The following is a 22,699-nucleotide window of genomic DNA, read 5'->3' as shown; positions in this document are numbered from 1 at the left end:
CGCGAACAGGGGTCGATCCCGACGACGTATTCGACTTCGTGGCTGCGTGGATGAAGGGCAAGCGGCCGGTGTGGCTACGGACGGCCGCCGACCCGGCAACCGGGCTGAGATCCCTGGTGATCTGGGGCCGCGCTGACGACGGCACACCGTTGTCGGGCGAACTTCCGATTCGTCCGACCCTTCATCTATTTAGAAGTGCGACAGAAGGTTTCGGCTCCCCCATGTTCGAAAGACCTGGGGCGCGGTGCTCCGCGCACCCCGCCCCGCCCGATCTCCAGAACTACGGATCAGAAGGTTAGGAGCCCAGCCAGACAGCGTCAGCATGGAGCGGACCGGCACCTCGAAATGACGCTCTCCGCGCCGCCGGGCTCGAACTCAACCCTGCTCAGTTCTCAGTGCCCGCGATCTTCTACTACAAGCAGCTCGCCACGGTATACGGCCCCGGTAGTTTCTGCGAGTACCGATACCTGACGCTAGCTGACATCGACAATCCTACGGTCGCCGTCGCGTTCGCCGGGTACGGTTGCCGTATCACGCGGTACATTCGAACGGCACCGCATTCCCCCACCGTGACTGCTCGTTGAATCTTTTGTGGTCGGTTTCCTGGCACGACCCACCGAAGACGAGAAATATGTTGGACGCCGGCAACCCTTGTAATGCAAGTGATTCGGTGAACTTCACCGATGTGTATTTGATCGGGTTCAACCGTTGGAAGCAACATCCGAGGTCAGGGGGGTTGCGGGAAGGCCGTCGGATTGGGTGCGGGAGGTGACGGGACGACCGCCGATGCGGTTGCCGGGGCATCCTGGGTATCAGCGGGTGGTCGAGCGTGGGTTCTGAAACAGGATCGCCGAAGGTGATCTGCCGACGGAATGCGCTGTCGCGGCCGGTGTCTCACCTGCGGTGGGAACGAGGTGGTTCCGTGATGCTGGCGGGATGTCGCCGTATTCGTGGAGTCTCCGTCGGGCCGGTCCCTGTCGTTCGCCGGGCGGGAGGAGATCGCCCTGTTGCGGACCCGGGGCAGTGGTGTCCGCCAGATCGCTTCGATTCTGGGGCGTAGCCCGTAGACGATCTCGCCGGAACTGCGGCGCAATGCCGCGACCAGGAGTGGGAAGCTCGACTATCGTGCCTCGGTGGCCCAGTGGAAGGCCGAGTTGTTCGCCCGGTGCCCGATGGCTTCCAAGCTGGTGACCACCTCCCGCCTGCGTGACCATGTCCAGCAGCGGCTGGCTTCGGCACGGGCCGTTCCGCGATCGGCACCCTCGTCGAGCGGTCGACACGATTCACGCTCCTCATCCGCCTGCCACGCGAGCAGCGCTGGGGTGCCGCGGCTCCGGTGAAGAACGGTCCGGCGTTGAGTGGGTACGGCGCCGCATCGATGAACAAAGCACTAGCCGGTAGCGGCGCGCGAATCATTCCAACGGCAGGTACTGTGTGGAAGTAACGGGAAGGCCTGCTGCAATGGTAGTGGCCGAGGCGTTATCCGTGTTCCGCGTCGTACTCCACGAGATAATTCACGAAGTCCGATTGGCTCATCGTGTTCGCGCGGAGGTCGATATCGTGTGGGAATTTCGGCACCCGCCCCAAATCATATTCGCCGGTTTCGGCTATGAAGGTTCTGATAACCGAATCGGATCCGCGCTTATTCTCGGGTGCCTGGAAAAGCTTGTAGGCGTTGTCCGCCCACGTGTGGATGGTCAGCTTTTCGGGTCTGCCGAGCTGGTCGAACGCATCCTGAAGGATCCGTTCTCGGTCGGCTGCTTTTGCCGTGATCGTGAACGAGAGGTCCTCGCCTTTGGTTTCAAATGTACTGACGTCGATGCCTCGAGCCGCAACTTGGGCTTTGAGTTCGAGTGCGATCTGCTCGGCAGCCTCACCAGTGACGATCTGGTTGCCGTCGACCTCCGACCCGTCGGAAAGCCGCACTCGATTCTGCAGCACGTCGCCGGTCACCTCCTCGGCCGCGAACCGTTCCTTCGCGCGTTGACCGGCTTCCTCGAAGGTTCTGCTTGCCGGCGTCGGTTCTCCCCCGACCCACGCCTGCGCCTCGTCACTCCACACCGACCCGGCGCGCAGCCTGCCGGTACTCCCGATCTGGTCGCGGTTCGGCGATTCGTCGGTGATCGGGATCTGGAACCGTTCTTTGCCAGTTGTGTGGTCCTGGCCGAATTGCGCAACTCCTTGTTCAGCTCGCTGATCGATCAAGGTCCCGTACTCCGCCCGCCATTGGGCCGCGGTCGGTCGTGGGCCCAATGCGCGCAGGCGGGCTACCCCGGCATTCGCCGCGGTAGCGTGCCATCCGGCGAACTCCTTCCTTCCCTCAAGCTCTGCCCTGTCCGATTCGCTCAGCGGCCTGGCGAAAGTATCCGCGCGGCCTGGGAATGGAAAGTCATCCTTCGTGATACCGGAGGTCACGACCTCGCCTCCTGACCCACCCGGGTGGCCGGAGGCAGTGCTGTGGTGATCTGTTTCGGCACTGGCGTTTTGGAGCTGACGTCTGCCGTCGAGATCCTTGTCGTGCGTCGTGATCAGGGTCTGCTCCAGTTCGTGCGCGGTCTGCCGCATCGGTACTTCCCGCACTGAAGCAATGTCATTGGCGTGCTTGGCCATCGTGTTGGCTATGCGTTCGCGGATCCAGGCCGCCAGTCTCCAGCTCACCGCACACACCCCGCTGTGTCGTGTAGCGGCATACAGGATTCGCCCATACCCCCTGGACTGCGCTGCACCATGTTCCCTTCGTTCTGCGGCGCTCGTGCCGATGGCGTGGCAGGTTCGGCCCCGGGTTTCCTTGTGCCCACTATGATCAACGGCGTGTCAGAGTATGCCAAAGCCTGAGGCGTTCATTCCCAGCCGATGAAAACCGAGTCAGGCGGCCGAACGTAGCTGAGCTGGCCACGTGCGGCCGTCCCGGCGTTATTGGACGACGAACCGGTCGTCCTGGCGAGCGGCAAGTGTGGTGCATCGAGCTCAGCCGTTGGTCATGCACACGAACCCGTCGCCTTCTTCACGCTCGAGGGCATGCAGATGCTCGTGGTCGATAGTTTGAGTTGCAGGCCCTCCCTTCGAGGTGACCATGTCGACATTCTCCATGTGGCGGGTCTGCTCTACCACATGGGCCATCATGGCGCCAGCGGCCTGCGGGTCCGCAGCGGCATTGGGTATGTGCTCAGTAGGCATTATCAGTTGGTGCTTGCCTTCAGCGATCGGATTCAGCGGCACGATCGCGATGGCGTCCTTCCAGCGTCTGAGAATGGTGGCGGGCGCACGACCCTCGACGATGCGATCGAATACGCAATTCTCCTTGGTCAAAGGTCTGAGTGGGTGTGCCTCGTGCCCCTCGGCCCAGAGCGGTAGGCCGTCACCGAATTCGCGTGGGATGACGTGCATTGGCCCGAAATCGGAGTTCAACCCGCGGCGGGAGGTGATGATGTTGGCAGATGACATCGTGCGAGCGAGTTCGGCAGCGTAAACCATTCTCTTGTCGACGGAAGCACCCGACGGCCCGATGGCAACGACCATGACGTGCCCCTCTACGACGGGGTTGTTCGGGTACACCGCCACCGCATCGTCCCATCGCCGAATCACGTTCTTCTCATCCCATTTCCAAGCGGGCACCGACAGTGTGGAACGCCGCTGGTCGGACGTATCCGGATCACGCGGCACGGTGCTGTGGTGATCTGTTTCGGCACCGGCGTTTTGGAGCTGACGTCTGCCGTCGAGATCCTTGTCGTGCGTCGTGATCAGGGTCTGCTCCAGTTCGTGCGCGGTCTGCCGCATCGGTACTTCCCGCACTGAAGCAATGTCATTGGCGTGCTTGGCCATCGTGTTGGCTATGCGTTCGCGGATCCAGGCCGCCAGTCTCCAGCTCACCGCACACACCACCTCACTCCAGAATATTCACGACCCACTTCGATAATTTAGATCAAACCCCCAGTGCCGCAATAGGTTTCCAGAATCAAAGGCCTTCGATCGGCGACTGCGTCGTCCCGCTGACGTGGACGCTACACCTCGAGACGTACCTGCATGTATCGCCAGTGATGGTAACGCCGGCAAACGGATTGCGCCCGTAGGCCACTCGGCTGTTGCACGAACTCACGGGGGTGGCGTGTCCGTGTCCGCGGACCCACGTTCGTGAAACAGTCTTGGACGCATCGTCATTCCCCAGTTCGAAGCTGTAGCGCGTGCCGTGTACGCGGCAACGTCGAGCCCTCGATGGTCAGTGATACATCCGCTGGCCATGCTCATCACAGGCAGAACTCACGCGCACGAAGGGCGCCGCCGGCTCGCCGTCGCGGCCGGTGGTTCGACAGACGAGCCGATACCCCTCGCCCGCCGCGGGAATGAGTTCGGTCGCCTCCAGCGAGCGGGACGACACGATAGTTCCGGGGCCGCTCGAAGCCACCGGCTCCGCCGCTGCCACTCCTGCGACCGGTACCGCGCATCCGGCGACCAGCAGCGCCGAAATCGCGCGTCGTACGGCGATCCGCACGCCTGGACCGGTTGTCGTATATCGCATAGAACGCCTCTCATGTAATGGGTTGGACGAAAGGAAGGTGCCGGGTATGGCCGATTCGCCGACCGGCCGTATAGCCCTCAACCGGCGGCCGGAGTCGGCACACCGCACTCGCGGGCACGAGCGACTACGCATGTCGGCCCGCTCGCCCGAACGGGAACGGTGCCCTTTCACGAACCGGCGTGAGCCCGCCAGATCGCCGACGGGTTCGGCGACTGAGGCGGGCACGTCTGCTCGCCGGGCCGTGCCAGCAGGTGGGTGCGGAGGTAACCGAGGATCTCGGCGCGGGCCGGCCGGGCCGCGGGAACCAGTCCGGGCATGGAAAGGAAGGCGTGCACCGCCTCCGGATAGTGCGTCAGCGTCGCGTCGACGCCCGCCTGCCGCAGGCGGTCGGCGTAGGCCGGGGCCTGGTCCGCCAGCGGGTCCAGCCCCGCGGCTTGGATGAGCGCCGGGGCCGCCCCCGCGAGGTCGTCACGCAGCAGGGGGGTGATCGTCGTGCGATCGAACGGTTCGGGAATCGCGAAACGCAGCATGGCACGGCAGAAGGCCGGCGTCGGGCTCGGTGCGTCCGCGTTCTCGGTGAACGAGCGATAGTCGAATATACGGTCGGTCCAATCGAGTTGCGGATTTATCAGCACCTGCGCCCGTACCGCCAGCCCGAGTTCGCGGGCGTGGATCGCAGTGAGCGCCGCGAGCGTGGCTCCCGCGCTGGCGCCCAGCAGGGCGATTCGGGCGGGGTCCGCGCAGAACGCCGGGGCTGATTCGGCCAGCTGGACCGCGGCGTCGTGGGCGTCTTCGACGAATGCGCCGATCCGATGTTCGGGGGCCAACCGGTAGTCGACGGAGGTGACCACGGCCGGAAGGTTCGCCGCCAAGTGCCCGAGCAGCCAATCGTCCTGATCCGGTGCACCGCCGAGGAATCCGCCGCCGTGGAACGCAATGATCAAAGGCAGCGCCGAGTCTTCCCGTTCGGGCCGGTAGACCCGCACGTCCACGCGTCGCTGAGGGAAATCGAGTGTGTGCGTGGTGATGCGTGCGCGCTGATCAGGCTTGCCGGTGACCAGTCTGCCCAGTGCCGAGCGGCGCTTGTGGGCCTGAGCCTCACGTACCTCGATGATCTGTTCGGGGGTGATCGAATCCCAGTCCGGCTCGGTGGTAAGCGCGGACAGAATGCGAACTCGCAGTGGAACTTTGCCTCTCACGCCATCGATTCTCGATCCGGTGGGCACGTCCCGCGCCCGTCAGCGGTCGGCACTGTCTACGTCGATCCGCGTACGCAGATCGCAAACGTCTGCGCGGGAGGTCGTAGCCGCGCGGACATCGACGAGGACCGAGCCGCGTGGCGGTTGTGCCGGACGAATGCGATCGCCGTCGCGGGCTGCCGCAGCTAGGGCTGGGTCAGCCCGGTCTGGTAGGCGATGACGACCAGCAGGGCGTCGCCGTCGGCGATCACCCGGATGGCGTGCAGCAGTTCGGCGGGTCGCGCGTCTTTGAGCAGGAATCCGCTCGCGCCCGCCCGCAAGGCTTCGGCAACGTTCTCGTCGGTGTCGCAGGTGGTGAGGATCAGGACCTCCACCCGTTCCAGCCCGTTGGGCTCGGCGATGCGGGCCGTAGCGTGGATCCTGTCGAGCGATGGCATGCAGATATCCATCAGAGCCACGTCGGGGCGGGTAGCGCGGGCCAATTCGACGGCTTCGGCGCCCGTGGTGGCCTCGCCGACCACCGCGCTGTCGTCCTCCAAATCGGGGAGAACTTTGGAACCGGACCGCACGAGGCGTTCGTCGTCGGCGAGCAGCACCCTGATGGTGGGCGCGGAGATGTCGGATTCACCGGTGCGATCCCATCGGGGCGAGTGGCAGGTGAGCGCTTACGTCGAACCGCCTCCTGGACGTGCCCCGGCTTCGAGTTCACCGCCGAGCAGTCGGCAGCGTTCCCGCATTCCGGTGATTCCCCGGTCGGCCGCGGCGGCGCGATGTTCGCCCCGGAGAAGTCTGGGAAGTCGTGTTTCGAGCATCGAATCCGGGCATCTGGATGAATCACTGCACCAACCCGCCGCACGCACAACAGGGGATGATGCTGCACGTACGCTACGACGGTGTCACCACTCCGTTCGGCGGCATGCGGGACGCAGGCTCCCGACGCCACCATTGACGAGCGCACCGGCCCGCAGCCCTGGCGCGGCGAGGTCCTGCTGCGTCCCGGCGTGCTCGCCTTCAGCGGATCGATCGGCCCGACCGGCACCCACGCCCACCACGCCGTCCAGGTGATAGTCGGGGCGGGCCCGATCACCGTTGCCGGCGACCACGCCGAGTGCACCGGTACCCACATGATCATCCCCGCCGATGCATCGCATCGCATTCTGCGCGGCGCCCCCGCAGGTATCGCGGTGTTCCTCGATCCGGACAGCACCGCCGGCCGTGCCGCCACGCACCGTGCCCACACCGCCGGCTGGTCCGGCGGACCGGCGCTGTCCCTGCCCGATCAGGATGCGCCGGTGGCCGCGGCCGTCACCGAACTGATGGCGATCTTGGCGCCGCCCAGCACGGCCGTCTCCTACGCCGTCCGTCACCCGGCGGTGGCCTCCGCGCTGCACTGCCTGCCGGTTGTCGTCGCCTCCGGGACCGTTCGCACCGCCGATCTCGCCGCTCGCGTTGGCATTTCGGCGAGCAGACTGACACATCTTTTCACCGCTCAGGTCGGGCTGCCGCTGCGCCGCTACGTGCTCTGGTTGCGGCTGATGATCGCGAGGGACGCGGTGGTCGGCGGCGCGGACCTCACCACCGCCGCGCACGCCGCCGGGTTCGCCGACAGCGCGCACCTGACTCGCACCTGCCGGGAGACCTTCGGCCTGCCGCCCTCGGCGCTGAGCCGGAACCTGTCCTGGAACAACGATTCGCGATAGCCGAATCGTTCAAGCCGGATGGGGTGTCGAGCCAGCACGCTCAACGCATGCACACGACCATACTGTTGACGGCACAACGGATCACGCGGTATGCCTATGTACCGTTCATGCTGCTCGGGCTCAACGGACTCGGAATCGCCCTCTCGGCTGCCAGCGCCCCGAAATACTGGCTCCTCGCGATCCTGGCCTCGGCGATCGCAGCCTCGTTTCTGGCCGAACGGATCATCCCGTACGAGCAGGGCTGGAACCACGACCTCGGCGACAGTCGCCGCGACCGCATCCACGCGATGGTCAACGAAACCCTGATCCTGATCAGTGTCGCCGCCATTCCGCTGCTGGCCGCGATCGTCCCGAGCGCGCGGATCTGGCCCGGCGAGCTGCCCTTCGCCGGACAGGTCCTCCTTGCCGTACTGATCGCCGACTTCGGCATCACCACGGTGCATCTGGCCAGTCACAAGATCGGGCTGCTGTGGCGATTCCACGCCGTGCACCACAGCGTCACCCGGTTCTACGGACTCAACGGCCTGATGAAACATCCCGTCCACCAGACCGTCGAGATGGCCGCGGGCGTCGCGCCGCTGATCCTGCTCGGCCTGCCCGTCGACGTGGCCTCCGTCCTCGCCCTCGCCGTCGCGATCCAGCTGCTGCTACAGCATTCCAATGCCGACTACCGTGTCGGTCCCGCCGGATACGTCCTCGCGCTCAACGCGGGCCACCGCTTCCATCACCTCAAGTGGGCCGGTATCGGCGACGTGAACTTCGGGCTGTTCACCCTGCTCTGGGACCACCTCTACCGCACCTACTCCTACGATCCCGGCCGGCGCTTCACCTCCGAACACCTCGGCATGGCGGCCAAACCCGATTACCCGGTCGACTACGCCCGCCAGCTGATCCACCCGTTCACCGCCGCGGGCGGCTGCGGGACGACCACCACGAACACATAGACGCGACTCTTCCGATTCCGGCGGCGGCGCAGAACGGGATGTTCGGGGCGAGAACCGATTCCGCCAAGGTCGCCCTGCAGATACCTCCTGAGTTGCCGATTCTATGACCACGCCCAGCGCGCCGTGTCAGCTGTCTGGCAACGGGTCGAGGACGCCGTAGCAGACCACCCGCACGGTGCCCGCGGTGATGCCCCGCGACACCTTGTGCGCGGTACTGAGATCCCTGGTCCAGACACCGCCCGCCAGCCCGTACGGGGTCGCGTTGGCCAGCCGCAGCGCCTCATCCAGGCCGTCGCACGGGATCACCGTCGCCACCGGGCCGAAGATCTCCTCCTGGGCGATGGTCATCTCGTTGGTGGCGATTCATTATGCAGTCAATCATCGGCGGCTCCCTTGCCGCTGTCATCGCCATCGCAGTCATCGTCATGGGCGGCGGCGTGTGACGCGCGCACAGGACCGTGTCGTTCCGGCTCACAACGGGGTCGGACACATGTGACGTGGTGGCGGAATATAATCCGCTCGGGAATGCCGTTCGACGGAGAAGTCCGTTGCGGAATCGAGGGGCTACGAGGTGACCGATCCCCAGCACGGGCATGGCGATCGGCCGCCGATGCCGGGCGGCGTGTATCCCGCTACACAGCAATCGGAACCGCCGGTCGCCGGTTGGGGCATGCCTCCCGTGCCGCCTGGCCATGGACCCGGTCCGGCACCGTCGCATCGGCCTCCACCGACTCGCAACGGCAGAACAGGTCTGATCATCGCCGGTGTACTCGGGCTGGTGGTGATGCTCGCGCTCGGTGTGGTTATCGGCATCGTCCTCAGCGGTGGCGACCGTAGCGGTGAATCCGCCGGTGCCTCGGACACTGCCAGCGAGACCCGAACCTATTCGATGGATGCGATCACCAACGCCTGCGACCTCGTCGATCCCACGCCGTTGACCAGGTGGTCACCCACGCCCAAAGGCGCTCCTACGCACCGGGAAACCCGGCCGACCGCCCACTCGAGCGGCAGCCTGCGGTGCGATGCCGAATACACCAGCGCGACCGTCGAAAAGTTCTCTCTGAACAAGGCCGTGATGAGCGTCGAGGCCCAATTCACCAACGGTACGGCTCCCCCCTTCTACGATCATTGGAAACACGCCGACGTCGCCACACCCGCGCCGGAGTCGGATTCCGGTGCGGTCATCGGAATCGGCGCTCAGGGCTACTGGTACTCCGAAGTCATAGGAGACCTCGTTGCGGACATGACCTACGTCGTCTGTGTGCAGGACGGCAACGTCTCGGTCCGGGTGAGGATATCCCTCACGCGCGAGAAGGACTCTCCCGTCGTGCGACGGGACGAACTCGATTCGATCGCCAGATCGCAGGCGCGCAGGGCGCTGGACGGTCTGCGCGAGAAGTAGCGACCGGCGACTCGTGCGGAGCGGTAGGCAGACGGCGCCGACGACCGAACGTGGCTGGAATACGATCGGGTCGGAGTCGACGGGGAGCCCGTTGCGGAACCGGAGAGGCTATGGCGATGACCGACTCCCAGCACGAACCTGACGCTCGGCCGACGCCGGAAAGCGCCGATCCTTCTGTGCGACAATCTGATCCGCCAGCAGGCAGCTGGACCGCCTCGGGCCAGGGCAGGTACATCCCTCCGCCCGGGGCCACCCTCGCTCAGCCCGCTACCGGGTACGGCCCACCTGGTCCGGGATATGGGCCGCCACCTTACCCACCGCGGACCGGTAGCGGCAGGACGAGTCTGATCGCGGCCGGGGTTCTCGCCCTGGCGGTGGCGCTGGCTCTCGGTGTGGTGATCGGTGTCGTCGTCGGCGGCGACAAAGACAGCGAGTTTGCCACTGCTCCTACCCCGTCCAGCACCTCGGCTTCGTCCAGGGCGGCTTCGACCACGCCATCCCGCCGGGATCCGGCACCGGGCATCTATTCGATAAGCGGCATCACCAACGCGTGCGATCTTGTCGATCCCACGCCGTTGCACAGATGGTCGTCCACCCCGAACGGAGCACCGCAGCATCGGGAATCCCCACCCAATACCGCCGACGGCGGCAACCTGTACTGCGCCATCCGCTATACCAGCCCTTCGGCCCTTCCCGACGACGCCACCGTCAACGAAGCAGGCATCGGCCTCCGGGCTCAGATCACCGGCACGGGCGCCGCCCCCGCCTACGACAATTGGAAACAGACCGACACCCGCGCCACCGGATCGGGGCGCGCCTCGGGCGAGGTCACCGGAATCGGCGCCCAAGGCTACTGGCATATCGCGACCACGGAAACCAGCAACGGAATGACTTACATCGTGGGCGCGCAGGACAGCAATGTCTCGGTGCGAGTAGAAGTCGCCGTCCTGCGCGCGAAGGGCGAACCCCCGGTCGATCGCGACGAGCTCGCGGCGATCGCCGAAAACCAAGCCCGCAAGGCGCTGGCCGGATTGACGCAGAGATAGCACATCGATACAGGCCACAGCGCGGCAGCGTGCGAGTCACATCAGCGACTGGAGGTACCAGGCCGCATCAATCCAGCAATTCGCCCTGATCGCCGATCGACTCCTGCGACTGCGTGTATCACTCACGCAACGGCCGCAAAGTGAACCGGTCGTAGAACAAACGAGGGCCTTGCCCTCAGCGAGCTGCGCGAGCTCGTGCTCGATCCGCCGCCATTCCTGGGCTGCGACGCCCTCCGTTACGTACCTGTGGCGTCGCATTCCACTCCGTCGCAGAGATGCCGATCGACGATGTATGCCTCCACGCCCAGATCACCGAGACTCTGCCGGTTCAGCACGCGGCCGATCGGCCAGCCGCGACGGCGGCAGCGCTTGCCGATCCGTGGGGCACCCCGGTAGTCGAGAAAGTTCCACCCGCTGTGCTGCATCAGCGTGCCATCGACGATGACTACCCGCGAGTCGTTGCGCGCGGACGGGAAGACCAGCCCCTGGTAACCACGCTTGCGAAGTTCCTGTCCGACTGCCGCGTGGAACGATTCGCCGCCCAGCTCGGGAAAGATCATGGCGCTCAGTACCGAGATGAAGTCCACCGTGGACTCATGGCGGGTGCCGGCGAACTGCACCCGCGCATTGATCGGCTCGGCTTCTACCAGCTCAGCGCAAAAGAACTCGCGGTGAGCCTCGAGCCGCAAATCCAGGCAGTCCGGCACCGTGAATTCACGCATCGTCAATTCGCACAGGGCGGGAAAGTCGACGAACTCCTGCGCCTCCTGCGTTTCCCCCACCGATGCATGCGCGCGCATCGGAATTACGGACAGAAACGGTTTTCCGCTGTCGAGCAACCGCTCGGCCGCCACGCGGTATCGCCGGTCCGGGGACGCCGCGACAAAATCCCGAAGGGACGCGACGAACCCGTCCGCGTCAGGATGGCTACTGGTGTCGAACATCGACGGGAACACGCCGCCGCTGAGCCGCCCGCTCCAGTAGGTCATCAGCTCGTAGCACATGGTCCCGTCATCGTCGCCGGATGCGTTGTAGTTGCCTGCGCAGTTCCTGTCCGTCGATGCTCAACCGTGCGAGGCAGACTGTGGCCAGGTCGAGTTGTTCACGGAGGTCTCGATTGTCGCGGTGGAGCCGGGCATTGCGGGCGACCACTCGCGAATAGTCGGTGGCCGCAGGGGGTTGCTCGAGGCCAACAGAGCGGGCGCGCCGGACTGCGCCGAGCTCGACGACGACCTGGGGATAGTGCCGGCGGAACGTGGTTGTCCGGTCCGAGTGAACTTTTCCCAACGGGGCGGCTGCCAACGTGGTCTGCGAAAAGTTGTGCGGCTTCCTGGGCGCCGAGTGTTCGGGTCTATTTTTCGGATTGGACGGCGCGTGTCACCGCGCGAGTCGCGTAGCCGGTCGAACGTCCTGCGTTCGGATACAGTGTTTGAACTGGCGGGTTCTTCCTTCGGAATTGACCTGGTGGCTGACCGAATTCGTTCTTGAACGCGTGGGCGAACGCGAATTCGGACGCATAACCCGAGTCTCGGGCGATGACCGACAGCGGGGTATCGGTGTCGCGCAGTTGCCGAGCCGCGAGGGTCATGCGCCACCAGGTGAGGTAGGCGATGGGTGGCCGGCCGATGAGGTCGGTGAATCGGCGGGCGAGGCCAGCTCTCGAAACCCCGGCGTGCGCGGCGAGTTCGGCGACGGTCCAGCCGTGCTCGGGCGAGCCGTGGATCGCTGAGAGCGCTGCGGCGACGGCTGGGTCGTGTAGCGCGGCCGACCACCCGGTGTCGGTGTGGCGGTCGAGCCAGCCGCGCAGGATGTGTAGCAGTAGCGCATCCAGCAGCGAGCGAAGCATGGCATCGTGACCGGGCCGGTCGACGGCGAGTTCGCTGTCGAGGAGATCGATGATCGCCCCGACCGGGGTATGGCGAGTTTCTGGGGCGGGCAAGTGGATGACCTCGGGCAGATCGGCGAGCATCGGATGTGACCGGCTTCGATCGAGAAGGTAGGCGCCGCAAAGCAGCACGGTCTCCGGTCGCGGTTCGGATGCGGAGTCCGGTCGGGATGGTCGCGGGTTCACCCGGCGCAGCGACGCAGCAGCAGGACGTAGTGGCGTGGCCGGATCGTCGGCCAGCCCGTGGGCGCATCCTCCCGGGAGCAGGACGATGTCGCCCGGCCGCAGCGCGATCGGATCGGCGGCCGGGGGCAGGAACCAGCAGCTGCCTGCCAGGACCACATGGAATCCTGCGGCATCGAAGGCGGGAAACTGCCAGCCGAACGGTGCGTGGTGGCTGACCCGGCCCGAATGAGGCTCGCCGATGCGCATCGCGGCCACCACGTCAGAAAGAGGATCCACCCCATCAAAACTATCAAATCAAGACTCGATCTAGACAGATTCGTATAAATCTTGGAGCCTGACGCATTGAACGTCGCAGACCGTTGGCTTTAAGTTCGAATTGCTGCTGATCATGCAGCGAAGTCGATAGGTCACAGGAGTTGACATGCTCATCACCGTCTACGGCGCCAACGGCTATCAGGGCAAGCTCACCCTTGCCGAGTTGTCCCGCCATGGCATGGAGGTCCGGCTCGTCGGTCGAGATCACACACGGTTGCAATCCGCCGCCGTCGAGGTCGGAATTCCCGACGCCGATCGCCGGGTGGCCGGTCTCGACGACCGCGCCGCTCTCGTTGCTGCTTTGGCGGGTAGCGATGTCGTCATCAACTGTGCAGGACCGTTTACCACCTCCGGCGCGGTGATGGTCGATGCTGCGATCGCCGCGGGCGCCCACTATGTCGACACCGCGGGCGAGCAACTGTATGTGAAGGGCGTTTTCGATTCCTTCGGCGGCGACGCCGAGCGTGCGGGTGTCACGGTAGTGCCGGCAGTCAACGACGGTTGCTTGCCCGGCGACCTGCTCGCGCACCTGATCGCCGAGCGGACCGGGCCGCTGGCGGAACTCACTGTCAGCCACTTCATCACCGGTGCTGCCGGTCTCTCACGCGGATCGCTGCGCTCGGCGTCGGCGACGATGGACACGATGCGGTCGGGCGGGCTGACCTATGACGACGGTGCCTGGCACAGCGGGATCCCGGCTCGGCGCGACCGAATCACCCTGCCCGACGGCCATTCCGTCGCGATGGCTGCGCTGCCGACGTGCGAGGTAGTCACCATTCCCCGACACGTGCAAGTCGATCATGTCGAAAGCCTGCTGGAGGCAACCCTGAAGGCCAGCCTCGAAACACCCATCACACCGGAACTGATCGCACAGCTTCCCGCAGGCCCGACCGAGCACGACCGCGCCGAACAGCAATTCACCTACCTGCTCGACGCCGTGGACCACCAAGGGCAGCAGACACGGGGAATCATCCGAGGCCGAGACACCTACGGAACCACCGCCGTCGCCGCGGTCGAAGCAGCCCGGCGATTGGCGGCAGGCGACACCGCCGCCGGAGTACGCACCCCCGCGCAAGCATTCGATCCTGCCGATTTCCTCGAAACCCTCTCCCGCCACGACCTCCGCTGGACCATCGAGGCGGCCCTGACAGTGAAGTGACACAGATGTCATGTCCTCAGCCGAACTCGAGCTCTCGGGGCACCATGGGCAAGGAACTGCAGAGCCTGTCGATATACCCACGACGCGTCCGCAGTAGCCGGAGGGGGAGAGACCATGACGACAGGCGACACCCCGCTGCATGTGGTGCCGGAGGAAGTGAAGGTGGTCGGCAGGTTCGCCTATGACGTTGCCGAGCAGCTGAGGTCGGGTTCGATGTCGTTGGACCGTAAAGTTCAGGCACTGTTCGGTACCTGGAAGGGCAGCGCCGCCGATGGGTACCGCGCGGGGTGGGACGACGTGCAGGACCGGCGCGCTGAAAGCGTGAGACGCACTCGTCCACGTGGCGGCAAAGCTCGGTGTCACCTCAGCGGCGTTCCGAGAGCAGAAACACCCTCTCCCCTACAACCGCCCCGGCATCTACGACGTCGCCCGAGCACTACAATCCCTCACCGGAGAAATACACCCACTTGCGCGAGGCGCATTTCCTGGGCTCTCCGAGTCGTAGTACATCAAGGTCTATCAGAAGACGCCTCTGGCTCACTCTCTGTTGTGGCCTTTAGATCGAGGCCACCATGGCGATGCCACAGGCCGAGAGCGGGGTGCCGATCCCTCCGCCCGGCCGCCCGGAAAAGCCCTGGTCAGTGGTTTGCCGATGCACCTGACCTGCTTCTCACCTGCAGGTTCACAACATGTCGCTGCATTTCAGTACCGAACGTAACGGGATTGTGGTGACGGCGTCTCCCCCGCAGTGGTGACGGCGTCACGACCGTCATCGATTAGGTACTCCTGCGCGTCGCCATCACCGAGCCGCAGACGACGTCGCCGGGATCGTGCGTCGGAACTCTCGTGCGACGCGGATGGCAGGCTGATAGCCCCTCGCCCCGACAGAAGAAGGGAGTTCGGGACAGCCTGTTGTTCATGGAGGTTCGAGCGGTTGGCCTGATTCATCCGGAGCTGGGTTCTGTGCGGAGTTTACGGCCGCAGCGCGGGCCAATGCGGCGACGGCCACCACGCCGGGCGAGGCTTCGGATTCGCGTTGGGCCAGCATGAGGTCGACGGTTTCCGGATGTTGGAGACGACAATAGGTTACGCCGTCCAGTCCGAGGCTGCGGACGGGTTCGGGAGCCAGAGCGACTCCGAGGCCGGCGGCTACGGAGACGACGAGGGTTGCGGTCTCGCTGACTTCGAGTACGGGGGGCCGGAGTCCGATGCGTGCGCACGCGTCCAGCACCAGGTGGTGCATTGTGGACCTTGCGCCTGAGGGGTGGGTGATCGTATTCGCCGGTGAGGAGACCGTCGAGCAGCTGAGGAGACAGGAGTTCGCCGCGCACCCGCAGGTCGATGCCGGGTAGTTCGGTGCGGACCGTTCGGGTGAGGCGGGGAAGGACGTCGTAGGTGGCGGTGCCGACGAAGCCGACCGAGACCCGTCCCACGCTGCCCCGGGCGAATGCCGCCATGTCGTCGGTGGCGCGTTCGTATGCTGCCGCGATTCGCCGGGCGTGCTCGGTGAAGGGTTCGCCCGCCGGGTGACCTCGACGCGGCGGGTCGAACGGTCGAACAGTTGGATCCCGAGCTGGGTTTCCAGCTGCTTGATCTGCTGGGACAGGGCCGGTTGGGCGATATGGACGCGGGCTGCGGCCCGGCCGACATGACGCTCCCGCACGAGGGCGAGGAAGTAGCGCAGCGTCCGCGGGTTGAAGTCCATGACGCAATCCTATCGGCGCTACTTATCAATGAGCGAGGAATAGGTATTGGACTGCATTAATGCGGGCGTTCAGCGTCGAGGCGTGTCCGATTCCTTCGTCTATGCCGCGGCGCGCACGCCATCAAAGTCGCGGTCGAAGGCGTCATCGAACAGCGGTGTGCTCGAGTTCTCGAACTCTGCGTTGGGGTTACTGCCCGGCCTCGGAACTTATTCACGCCAACGAGAGAGGGTCTTCCCGATCAATGGTGAATGGTGACGCCGCATCAATCTTCCTGCACGAGCGCTACTTTGAGGGTGGCGTTGTCTCCGCGACTATCTTCCTTGACGGAGCTGAACTGTTTCGGCGTTCGCACGGCGGTCTGGTCGGAGCCTATGTAGGGGTTGTCCCAGTAGATCTTGAATTCACCCGCGTCGGAGGCATAGATAGCCTCACCCTCTGTGCCGGTGCCGAATCCAGCGGACTCGCTGCCCCATTCTGCTCGATGACCTTCAGGAATGACGTCGGGCGGGGTGGCTCCGCCGTTGTTGCTCCACACCCCGTGCTGCAGTTCTTTGTTCGTCAGAGTGAGTTCGGTCCCGGTGTAGTTGTATACCCGTACCCAGTACGATCGTGCCGCCATCTGTCGAGCTCCTTCATACAGAGACCGCCCCGAACATAGATACATCCCGAGCGGACTGGTAGCCATGTTGCCCTGTGCCGGATGTGATCGTGATGCAGCGAACGGCATCCTCCCTTGCGAGTAGAGACGAGCGACCAGCGGTCTGTCACGAACTACGCTCTACGACCGTCGGCGCACACGCGGGCCCATCGAACACCCAGGAATGAAGCACTGCACCTGTCGGAACGCGTATTCGATTGTAGCGCCCGCCATCTCATTCTTTTCCGTTTCGGAAGACCTCGCCGATGGCCATCATGATGTCGACATGACCGGGCGACAGCGGTCTCGGTCACGACGGTGGCGGCAGCCCGAACCCGGGCTCGTCCTCGTCCCCCCTCGGAACGTTGGCTGGCACTGCCCTCTGGAGTGTGGCCGGCGGTGATCGCGCAGGTCATCCCGCCGCAGTCGCTGTTGCAGGAACTTGTTGATGGACCGCTGGTCGCGAACCGCGTGGTCCGTCCCGCCGATGAGGATCTCGTCTATGGACTCTGCTGCGTCGGGGACGGAGGCCGGATCTTCGACAATGTCTCGGAACACACCAGCTGATACGGGACATCGGACGAGACCAATTCTCGCCATAGTTCTTTCGTCATGTTTACGGTTGGTTTCGAGCAGAGCGCCCTGCTGATGTCGTCGAGCATTCGCCCGAGCCACATGGTGCGGTCGCCGCTTATCCGAGGCTTACTCGGTCGCTGAGACCGTGCGTGCCCACGTCCGCCGGCTGGTCTCGGAGTCCACGCGCTCGAGCTTGGTCCAGCCGGTCCAGCCTCGCTTGGCGTCGGCCCGGCAAGGTGCATGCCGACAAGGCTTACGACGCCGCCGACATTCGACGATGGGTGCGTGATCGGGGCATCGAGGTCCGGAGCGCACGTAGGGGCATCGAGTCGTCCCAGCGCCTCGGCCGTCATGGACAGCACCGTCAACCCTGGCGGGCGACCGGTGCCTGGTCGTCGACCAGGTTGAACACCGTACGTGCGGGAAGGCCTCCGTACAGTTGGGCGATGATGATCGCAGCACTCGCCTCCAGGTACTGCGCATGCCGCAGATCGCCGGTCGGCAGAGGTACCCCTCCGGTGTCCTCGATGAGTTGCTCGGCTACGCGCAGGGCGGTCGAGTCGTCGCCGCAGTAGGGCACGGTGAGCGGACGGCCGTCGAAAGTGATCGACGGCATGCGCCATACATCGGCGTGGCAGAGGTTGAAGGCTTTGACCACGTGTCCGCTGGTCGCCTTCGCGATCTGCTGCGCCATCGACTCGCCGGGCGGGGTGACGAGGGTGAATCCCTCGGTTTCGACCGGGTTGTTGCAGTCGATGACAGGCTTGCCGCGCAGGCCGTTCCCGATGCGTTCGAGGGTGTACTCCATCCCTTGGTACAGCACGGCGAGCAGAGCGGCATCGGCGAACAGCGCCGCCTCCGCGAAGCTGCCTGCGCGTACGCCCAACCGGTGGGCCAAGGCCGCGGCCTTCTCGGGAGACCGTCCGGTGATCATCAGGTCGTGCCCGCGTGCGGCCCATTTCGCGCCCAGGGCCTCGGCCATGTTGCCTGCTCCGAAGATTGCGATTCTCATGCAGTCGAAGCTATGGGGCTGTAGGGAACCTGATGGTGCCCAGCGACAGATCAGGAATCCTGCCCGAATGCCAGTTCTTCGGCATGTTCCTCGGCCCAGCGCGCCAGCAGCGACACAGGCTCCAGGAGGCTCTTCCCGAGTGGTGTGAGCGTATATTCCGTCCCGGGCGGCGCGGCGGCGAGGACACGGCGCTCGACCAGCCGTGACGCCTCCAGCTTGCGCAGTGTCTGCGTCAGCATCTTCTTGCTGATGCCGCCGATACGGTCCCGCAGTTCGCTGTAGCGCTGCGGACCGTCCCCGAGCCCGAAGATCACCACCACGGACCAAGTGTCGGCGACCAGCGCCAGTGTGGTGCGGGCGGGGCAATCGGCGAGGAAGACGTCGTATTCACTCATGGCGTAGAGCCGTTCATTCTGCGGACCGATCCGGCGACTCCAGCCTACCCAGCGCGCAGTAGGTAACGAGTGGACGGGTTTCCGATGGGGGATTGTCGCTGGGCTTCCGGACCACACCACCAGAGGACGACAGGGTGTCGGAGAACCGAACGAATTACGACGTGTGAATTGCCTGCGCCGCCACGGGCTTGTTCGGAAGGGTTCCGGCTGGACGGTGACCGGTACCGGACCGGCGTGATCGTCCAACGCCATCTTCGTGCCCCCACCTGTCCGGCCTCGACTCCCTTCGATGCCACCTAGAGCGTGTCTCGAAGTAGCGCCGCCGGTGTGAGACTGTTTGGCAGGGTGGGGGTTTGAGATATGGCGAGGTCTCCGGTAGTTGGTTGATCGACCAAGATTCAACTGAACACCGGAGACCTCGTGACCACCCTAGCGGTGACCGCGCGAGCGGACCTGTCCGATGCCCAATGGGCACGGCTGGAGCCGCTGCTGCCCACCCCGAAACGACCCGGCCGTCCCTCGAGATGGACCCGACGCCGCCTGCTCGACGGTATCCGCTGGCGGATCCGGGTCGGTTGCCCGTGGCGGGACATCCCACCGCAGTACGGGTCGTGGCAGGCGATCTACGCGTTGTTCCGCCGCTGGAGTCGAGCCGGGATCTGGGCACATGTGCTGCGGCAACTCCAGGCGATCGCCGACGCCGCCGAACAGATCGGATGGCTGGTCAGCGTGGACTCCACGATCATGCGTGCCCACTGCCACGCCGCCGGAGCCCGCCGCGACGGCGACCGCCAGGCCGAACCACCCGGCGGCCACTACAGCGAACCGGCCGATCACGCGCTCGGGCGGTCTCGGGGCGGATGGGGAACCAAACTCCATCTGGCCTGCGAACACCGCCTGCGTCCGTTGTCGCTGCTGCTCACCGCCGGTCAAGCCGGTGACAGCCCCCAGTTCGCCGCGGTCCTCGACGGCATCCGGGTCCCGCGCCTGGGTCGTGGGCGGGCACGCGTGCGTCCGGACCGGGTACTGGCGGACAGGGCGTATTCCTCGGCCGCCAACCGCGCCTACCTGCGCGAGCGTGGTATCCCCGCCACTATCCCGGTCCCGGCAGATCAAGTAGGACACCGCCGCAATCGTGGCCGCGCGGGCGGGCGACCACCGGCGTTCGACCGTGAGATCTACCGGCACCGCAACACTATCGAGCGTGGCATCAACCGACTCAAACAACACCGCGCTGTCGCCACCCGCTACGAGAAACTCGCCACCCGCTACCTCGCCGTCATCCAGATCGCCGCCATCGACCAATGGCTGTGACCTCGACACCTACTTCGAGACACTGCCTAGCTGACCCGAGAATCTGGGCATTCGATGGAAGCGTTCACCGGCGGTAGGTACCTCGGAGGGTGGCCCGTCCATCGGGTAAACGACCTGCTGAACGCCGCAGGACCGGAGTTTCCGAGGCGGATTGCGGTCTCCTGCACAGTGAGCTCGAGGACACTGAGCATGTCTATCGCGAGTGCACAGCGGACTTCGTCGTTCAGAATTCGGAAGCTGGTCCCCTCGCTGGCGAGCCTTCGGTGCAGAGTACGACGGTCCATGTCCAGTCTCCTCGCGATGTCCTCCGCCGTAGGCATGGTGCCGATCTGCTGGAGAAGCACCGCGCGGACTCTGGTGGCGAGTTGGCCACGCTCTCTTCGCTGCTGTAAAAGGTCCAGGCAGCGCTTCTCACACAGCGCGGCCGTAGCGGGATCGGGCATCGACATCGGTTCGGCGAGAAGATCGACGGGAAACGTCAGGGCCGTGCTCAGCCGGTCGGCGAAAGTCGGGAATCGGTCGACCGGGTTGTGCGAAACATCGGAGAGGGTCTGAGCCATGCCGGCGGTCATGGTGGCCACGCTGCGCTCGGGCAATGCCAGCTCGAGGCGTGCATCACCGAGACGGTCCGCAAGTCGCGGGCTGAGGCAACGCAGCACGATCACACCGAAGATGATCACGATGTCACGTTCGAGCAGAAAAGCGCGGACCTCGGCGGGAAGGGTGTCGTCCCGGAATTCGATCCGTCCTGCCGTCTGGCTGAGACTGACAGTTATATCGACGAACCGGTTGCCGATCCGCAGTATTTGCAGTGCGACCCGCAGGGCTTCACCTGCAGTGGGGCTGCTGAGCATGGCGAAGCCCAGCAGCCCGAAGCCGGCCAATGAGAAACGCTTCGCCACCTCGGTGCCGAGTCCCGGTCTGTCACCGATGGTCTGCACCAAGTTGCGCGCGACCGAGAGTTCCTGGATCGCTTCGACTTCCAGATCGTCCGCAGCGAGATCAGCCGGTCGCAAGCCGGTCGAGGCGAGCAGCCGACGCTCCGTGACGCCGTGATCGGTGCCGAACTGCACCATGTGACGGACTCCGATGATAGGTCTCTTCGGCACTGGGAATGCGTGGTGCCTCTAGATCCCGCTGGTCCTGAAGGCAGTCGGCTGCGCCGGACGTACGAGTCAGTAGCCACCCGCTGAGCCGGACGGCAGCAGGGAGTCGTTCGGCACCGTCACCCATTCGGTTTCACGGCGGCGGCGAGCCCGGACAGCGCTGCCGACAGGGCCACCTGGAGATTCGAGGCATGCAGAAAGCGGGGCGCGACAACTAGGGGCGTTCGTATCCGAAATCGCTCTGTGCTGGGGATCTGGTGACTTGACTTCCGCTGATCCGCATTATCGGGGACTGTCCAGGGTCGGTTGTATGACAAGAACTCGGTGCGCTCGGTGCGGCCAACCGAGATCGATGAGTGCGTCGCCAGCTGATGCGGCGGTTGACGAGACCGGGAACCGGCAGCTTTCGAGTGGAAGCTGGCCTTGCGGTCGCCACGAGATTCTCCGCAACAGACACTTTCGTGACGGTCAGGTTGTCAGCACAGTGGCGATCGCAGGAACTTCCCCGCGTTGGTGACTGGTTAGCCTGAGTGGATGCTTGATGTGGCAAGTTCACCCCCTCGGCCGACGGTGATCGTCGGTTCGTCGGCTGATCGGATCATGTCGCGTTGACCAGTTGCGACCTTTGCCTTTCCCGGTCCAGGCTGCCCGGGCCTGGTGCGAGTTTCGAGCAGCAGATGCAGGCGGGGATCGAGCGGCTGGAAGACAGTGACGGCTCGGATCATCGAATGCTGCGGCGCACGCTGCGCGCCACGGCCGCAGTCAGCCTCTCCGAGGTCGAATGGATACGCCGGATGCGGTCGACCGGGACCCTCCTGCAGCCACGCGTCAGTGTCCTCGACGGTTATGTCGCCGGCTACATCGCCCAGTGGCGTGACGCCCACAGCAGACGCCTGGGTCCCGCGATCACCGACCTCGAGGTCGGGGCAGGCCTGACCTTGCGTGATTTGCGGGACGGGTGGGAGGACGACGCGCACGCGATGGCCGACGCACAGACCGAATGGAAACTTCCGCGTTCGGTTGCGCCGTCGGCCAGAGAAACCGTGGTGTCGGTCGACACCGCGTTCTGGGCACTCGCCCTCGCTGATGTTCGTAGTTTCAACGAAACGCTGGCACGTGTTCGGAGTATCGATCGCGCGGCATGGCGGTGGGCGGCAAGCCGGGTCTCCGGAGTGCTGGCGATCTGGTCATGGAGGATGGAACCCGACGCGACAGGACCATTCGCCGTCGCCGCGCACGAAGTCGGGTTGTCGGCACTCGCGGCCGGGAGCCGCACACGACCGCCCAGCTTCGGATCGCACGTGCCGGATCTGGGACAAGCAGCGTTCGTCCTCGCGCAGCTGTGCAGGGAGGTTCGCGATCCGCCCACCGAATCCGACCTGGTCGGCGAACTGATCACCAGTATCGCTGCGATCATCAAGGCTCATCGCGAACGCGGAGAGATAGTGCGAGCGTCGGGCATCTACGCCACCGCAGTGGGTCCGCTCAAGTGGGTACAACACGACATCCGGCCCACGCTTCCGACGGTCTCGGTGATCGGCTGCCGACTCCGGCGCGGACACGCATCAGCGTCCGAGCCCGGTTAGCGCCGCACCGGGTGC

Annotated in this window: 22 protein-coding genes and 1 pseudogene; 10 read left to right on the top strand and 13 right to left on the bottom strand. The window is 65.1% G+C overall.

Annotation, left to right across the window (positions count from 1 at the left end; translation table 11 throughout):
• Window positions 1-950 precede the first annotated feature (950 nt).
• On the top strand, window positions 951-1,067 hold the full coding sequence (locus tag K8O92_25670; protein ID UAK31199.1) for a helix-turn-helix domain-containing protein: 117 nt from the start codon (window positions 951-953) through the stop codon (window positions 1,065-1,067).
• Window positions 1,068-1,479: 412 nt separating this feature from the next.
• On the opposite strand, the gene K8O92_25665 is transcribed toward K8O92_25670, so the two are convergent.
• The 5 genes and pseudogenes from K8O92_25665 to K8O92_25645 form a co-directional block, all read right to left on the bottom strand.
• Window positions 1,480-2,658: a hypothetical protein gene (locus K8O92_25665; GenBank protein ID UAK31198.1), complete on the bottom strand. Its 1,179-nt coding sequence runs from the start codon at window positions 2,656-2,658 to the stop codon at window positions 1,480-1,482.
• 309 nt (window positions 2,659-2,967) lie between these two features.
• Window positions 2,968-3,870: an HIT domain-containing protein gene (locus K8O92_25660; protein UAK31197.1), complete on the bottom strand. Its 903-nt coding sequence runs from the start codon at window positions 3,868-3,870 to the stop codon at window positions 2,968-2,970.
• 346 nt (window positions 3,871-4,216) lie between these two features.
• A complete protein-coding gene (locus K8O92_25655) occupies window positions 4,217-4,489 on the bottom strand; it encodes a hypothetical protein (GenBank protein ID UAK31196.1) in 273 nt (90 codons plus the stop codon).
• A gap of 194 nt (window positions 4,490-4,683) precedes the next feature.
• Window positions 4,684-5,715 carry an alpha/beta hydrolase gene (locus tag K8O92_25650; protein UAK31195.1) on the bottom strand — a complete coding sequence of 344 codons (1,032 nt, stop codon included), beginning with the start codon at window positions 5,713-5,715 and terminating at the stop codon, window positions 4,684-4,686.
• A 224-nt stretch (window positions 5,716-5,939) separates the two neighbouring features.
• Window positions 5,940-6,332, bottom strand: a pseudogene (locus K8O92_25645) (response regulator transcription factor).
• A gap of 182 nt (window positions 6,333-6,514) precedes the next feature.
• Between K8O92_25645 and K8O92_25640 the strand changes: the two are divergent.
• Genes K8O92_25640 through K8O92_25630 form a run of 3 tightly spaced genes read left to right on the top strand, consistent with a single transcriptional unit; the run spans window position 6,515 to window position 8,359 of the window.
• Window positions 6,515-6,664: a multicopper oxidase domain-containing protein gene (locus tag K8O92_25640; protein ID UAK31194.1), complete on the top strand. Its 150-nt coding sequence runs from the start codon at window positions 6,515-6,517 to the stop codon at window positions 6,662-6,664.
• A complete protein-coding gene (locus K8O92_25635) occupies window positions 6,660-7,415 on the top strand; it encodes a helix-turn-helix domain-containing protein (GenBank protein UAK35941.1) in 756 nt (251 codons plus the stop codon). Before K8O92_25640 ends, K8O92_25635 begins: the two co-directional genes overlap by 5 nt.
• Before the next feature lie 47 nt (window positions 7,416-7,462).
• Window positions 7,463-8,359 carry a sterol desaturase family protein gene (locus K8O92_25630; GenBank protein ID UAK31193.1) on the top strand — a complete coding sequence of 299 codons (897 nt, stop codon included), beginning with the start codon at window positions 7,463-7,465 and terminating at the stop codon, window positions 8,357-8,359.
• A 126-nt stretch (window positions 8,360-8,485) separates the two neighbouring features.
• Here the strand turns inward: K8O92_25630 and K8O92_25625 are convergent, their stop codons facing one another.
• On the bottom strand, window positions 8,486-8,707 hold the full coding sequence (locus tag K8O92_25625) for an aldehyde dehydrogenase family protein (GenBank protein UAK31192.1): 222 nt from the start codon (window positions 8,705-8,707) through the stop codon (window positions 8,486-8,488).
• A 430-nt stretch (window positions 8,708-9,137) separates the two neighbouring features.
• On the opposite strand from K8O92_25625, the gene K8O92_25620 reads away from it, so the two are divergent.
• Window positions 9,138-9,761, top strand: coding sequence for a hypothetical protein (locus K8O92_25620; protein UAK31191.1), 624 nt, complete (start codon window positions 9,138-9,140; stop codon window positions 9,759-9,761).
• A 374-nt stretch (window positions 9,762-10,135) separates the two neighbouring features.
• The gene (locus K8O92_25615) at window positions 10,136-10,807 is read left to right on the top strand and encodes a hypothetical protein (GenBank protein ID UAK31190.1); all 672 of its coding nucleotides are present in this window, start codon (window positions 10,136-10,138) and stop codon (window positions 10,805-10,807) included.
• A gap of 236 nt (window positions 10,808-11,043) precedes the next feature.
• Here the strand turns inward: K8O92_25615 and K8O92_25610 are convergent, their stop codons facing one another.
• Window positions 11,044-11,811, bottom strand: a complete 768-nt coding sequence (locus tag K8O92_25610; protein ID UAK31189.1) for a hypothetical protein — start codon at window positions 11,809-11,811, stop codon at window positions 11,044-11,046.
• A 347-nt stretch (window positions 11,812-12,158) separates the two neighbouring features.
• Window positions 12,159-13,154: an AraC family transcriptional regulator gene (locus tag K8O92_25605; GenBank protein UAK31188.1), complete on the bottom strand. Its 996-nt coding sequence runs from the start codon at window positions 13,152-13,154 to the stop codon at window positions 12,159-12,161.
• A 145-nt stretch (window positions 13,155-13,299) separates the two neighbouring features.
• Between K8O92_25605 and K8O92_25600 the strand changes: the two genes are divergently transcribed.
• The gene (locus tag K8O92_25600) at window positions 13,300-14,352 is read left to right on the top strand and encodes a saccharopine dehydrogenase NADP-binding domain-containing protein (protein ID UAK31187.1); all 1,053 of its coding nucleotides are present in this window, start codon (window positions 13,300-13,302) and stop codon (window positions 14,350-14,352) included.
• A 916-nt stretch (window positions 14,353-15,268) separates the two neighbouring features.
• Here the strand turns inward: K8O92_25600 and K8O92_25595 are convergent.
• Window positions 15,269-16,057 (bottom strand): LysR family transcriptional regulator, encoded by a 789-nt coding sequence (locus K8O92_25595; GenBank protein UAK31186.1) that lies wholly within the window; start codon window positions 16,055-16,057, stop codon window positions 15,269-15,271.
• Between the two features lie 263 nt (window positions 16,058-16,320).
• Window positions 16,321-16,677 (bottom strand): hypothetical protein, encoded by a 357-nt coding sequence (locus tag K8O92_25590; protein UAK31185.1) that lies wholly within the window; start codon window positions 16,675-16,677, stop codon window positions 16,321-16,323.
• A 417-nt stretch (window positions 16,678-17,094) separates the two neighbouring features.
• Here K8O92_25590 and K8O92_25585 point away from each other — a divergent pair, with 417 nt between their 5' ends.
• Window positions 17,095-17,262: a hypothetical protein gene (locus tag K8O92_25585; protein ID UAK31184.1), complete on the top strand. Its 168-nt coding sequence runs from the start codon at window positions 17,095-17,097 to the stop codon at window positions 17,260-17,262.
• Between the two features lie 373 nt (window positions 17,263-17,635).
• Here the strand turns inward: K8O92_25585 and K8O92_25580 are convergent, their stop codons facing one another.
• The gene (locus K8O92_25580) at window positions 17,636-18,283 is read right to left on the bottom strand and encodes an NAD(P)-binding domain-containing protein (GenBank protein ID UAK31183.1); all 648 of its coding nucleotides are present in this window, start codon (window positions 18,281-18,283) and stop codon (window positions 17,636-17,638) included.
• Between the two features lie 50 nt (window positions 18,284-18,333).
• The gene (locus K8O92_25575) at window positions 18,334-18,678 is read right to left on the bottom strand and encodes a helix-turn-helix transcriptional regulator (protein UAK31182.1); all 345 of its coding nucleotides are present in this window, start codon (window positions 18,676-18,678) and stop codon (window positions 18,334-18,336) included.
• A 420-nt stretch (window positions 18,679-19,098) separates the two neighbouring features.
• Between K8O92_25575 and K8O92_25570 the strand changes: the two genes are divergently transcribed.
• Window positions 19,099-19,992 (top strand): IS5 family transposase, encoded by an 894-nt coding sequence (locus K8O92_25570; GenBank protein ID UAK31181.1) that lies wholly within the window; start codon window positions 19,099-19,101, stop codon window positions 19,990-19,992.
• A gap of 26 nt (window positions 19,993-20,018) precedes the next feature.
• Here the strand turns inward: K8O92_25570 and K8O92_25565 are convergent, their stop codons facing one another.
• Window positions 20,019-21,068: an AraC family transcriptional regulator gene (locus K8O92_25565; protein UAK31180.1), complete on the bottom strand. Its 1,050-nt coding sequence runs from the start codon at window positions 21,066-21,068 to the stop codon at window positions 20,019-20,021.
• 638 nt (window positions 21,069-21,706) lie between these two features.
• On the opposite strand from K8O92_25565, the gene K8O92_25560 reads away from it, so the two are divergent.
• Complete coding sequence (locus tag K8O92_25560) at window positions 21,707-22,684, top strand: hypothetical protein (GenBank protein UAK31179.1); 978 nt, start codon at window positions 21,707-21,709, stop codon at window positions 22,682-22,684.
• The last annotated feature ends 15 nt before the right edge of the window (window positions 22,685-22,699 follow it).

Origin of the sequence: Nocardia asteroides, from assembly GCA_019930625.1 — a bacterium.
GTDB classification, from domain to species: domain Bacteria; phylum Actinomycetota; class Actinomycetes; order Mycobacteriales; family Mycobacteriaceae; genus Nocardia; species Nocardia sputi.
This window is presented reverse-complemented; position numbering and strand designations above follow the sequence as displayed.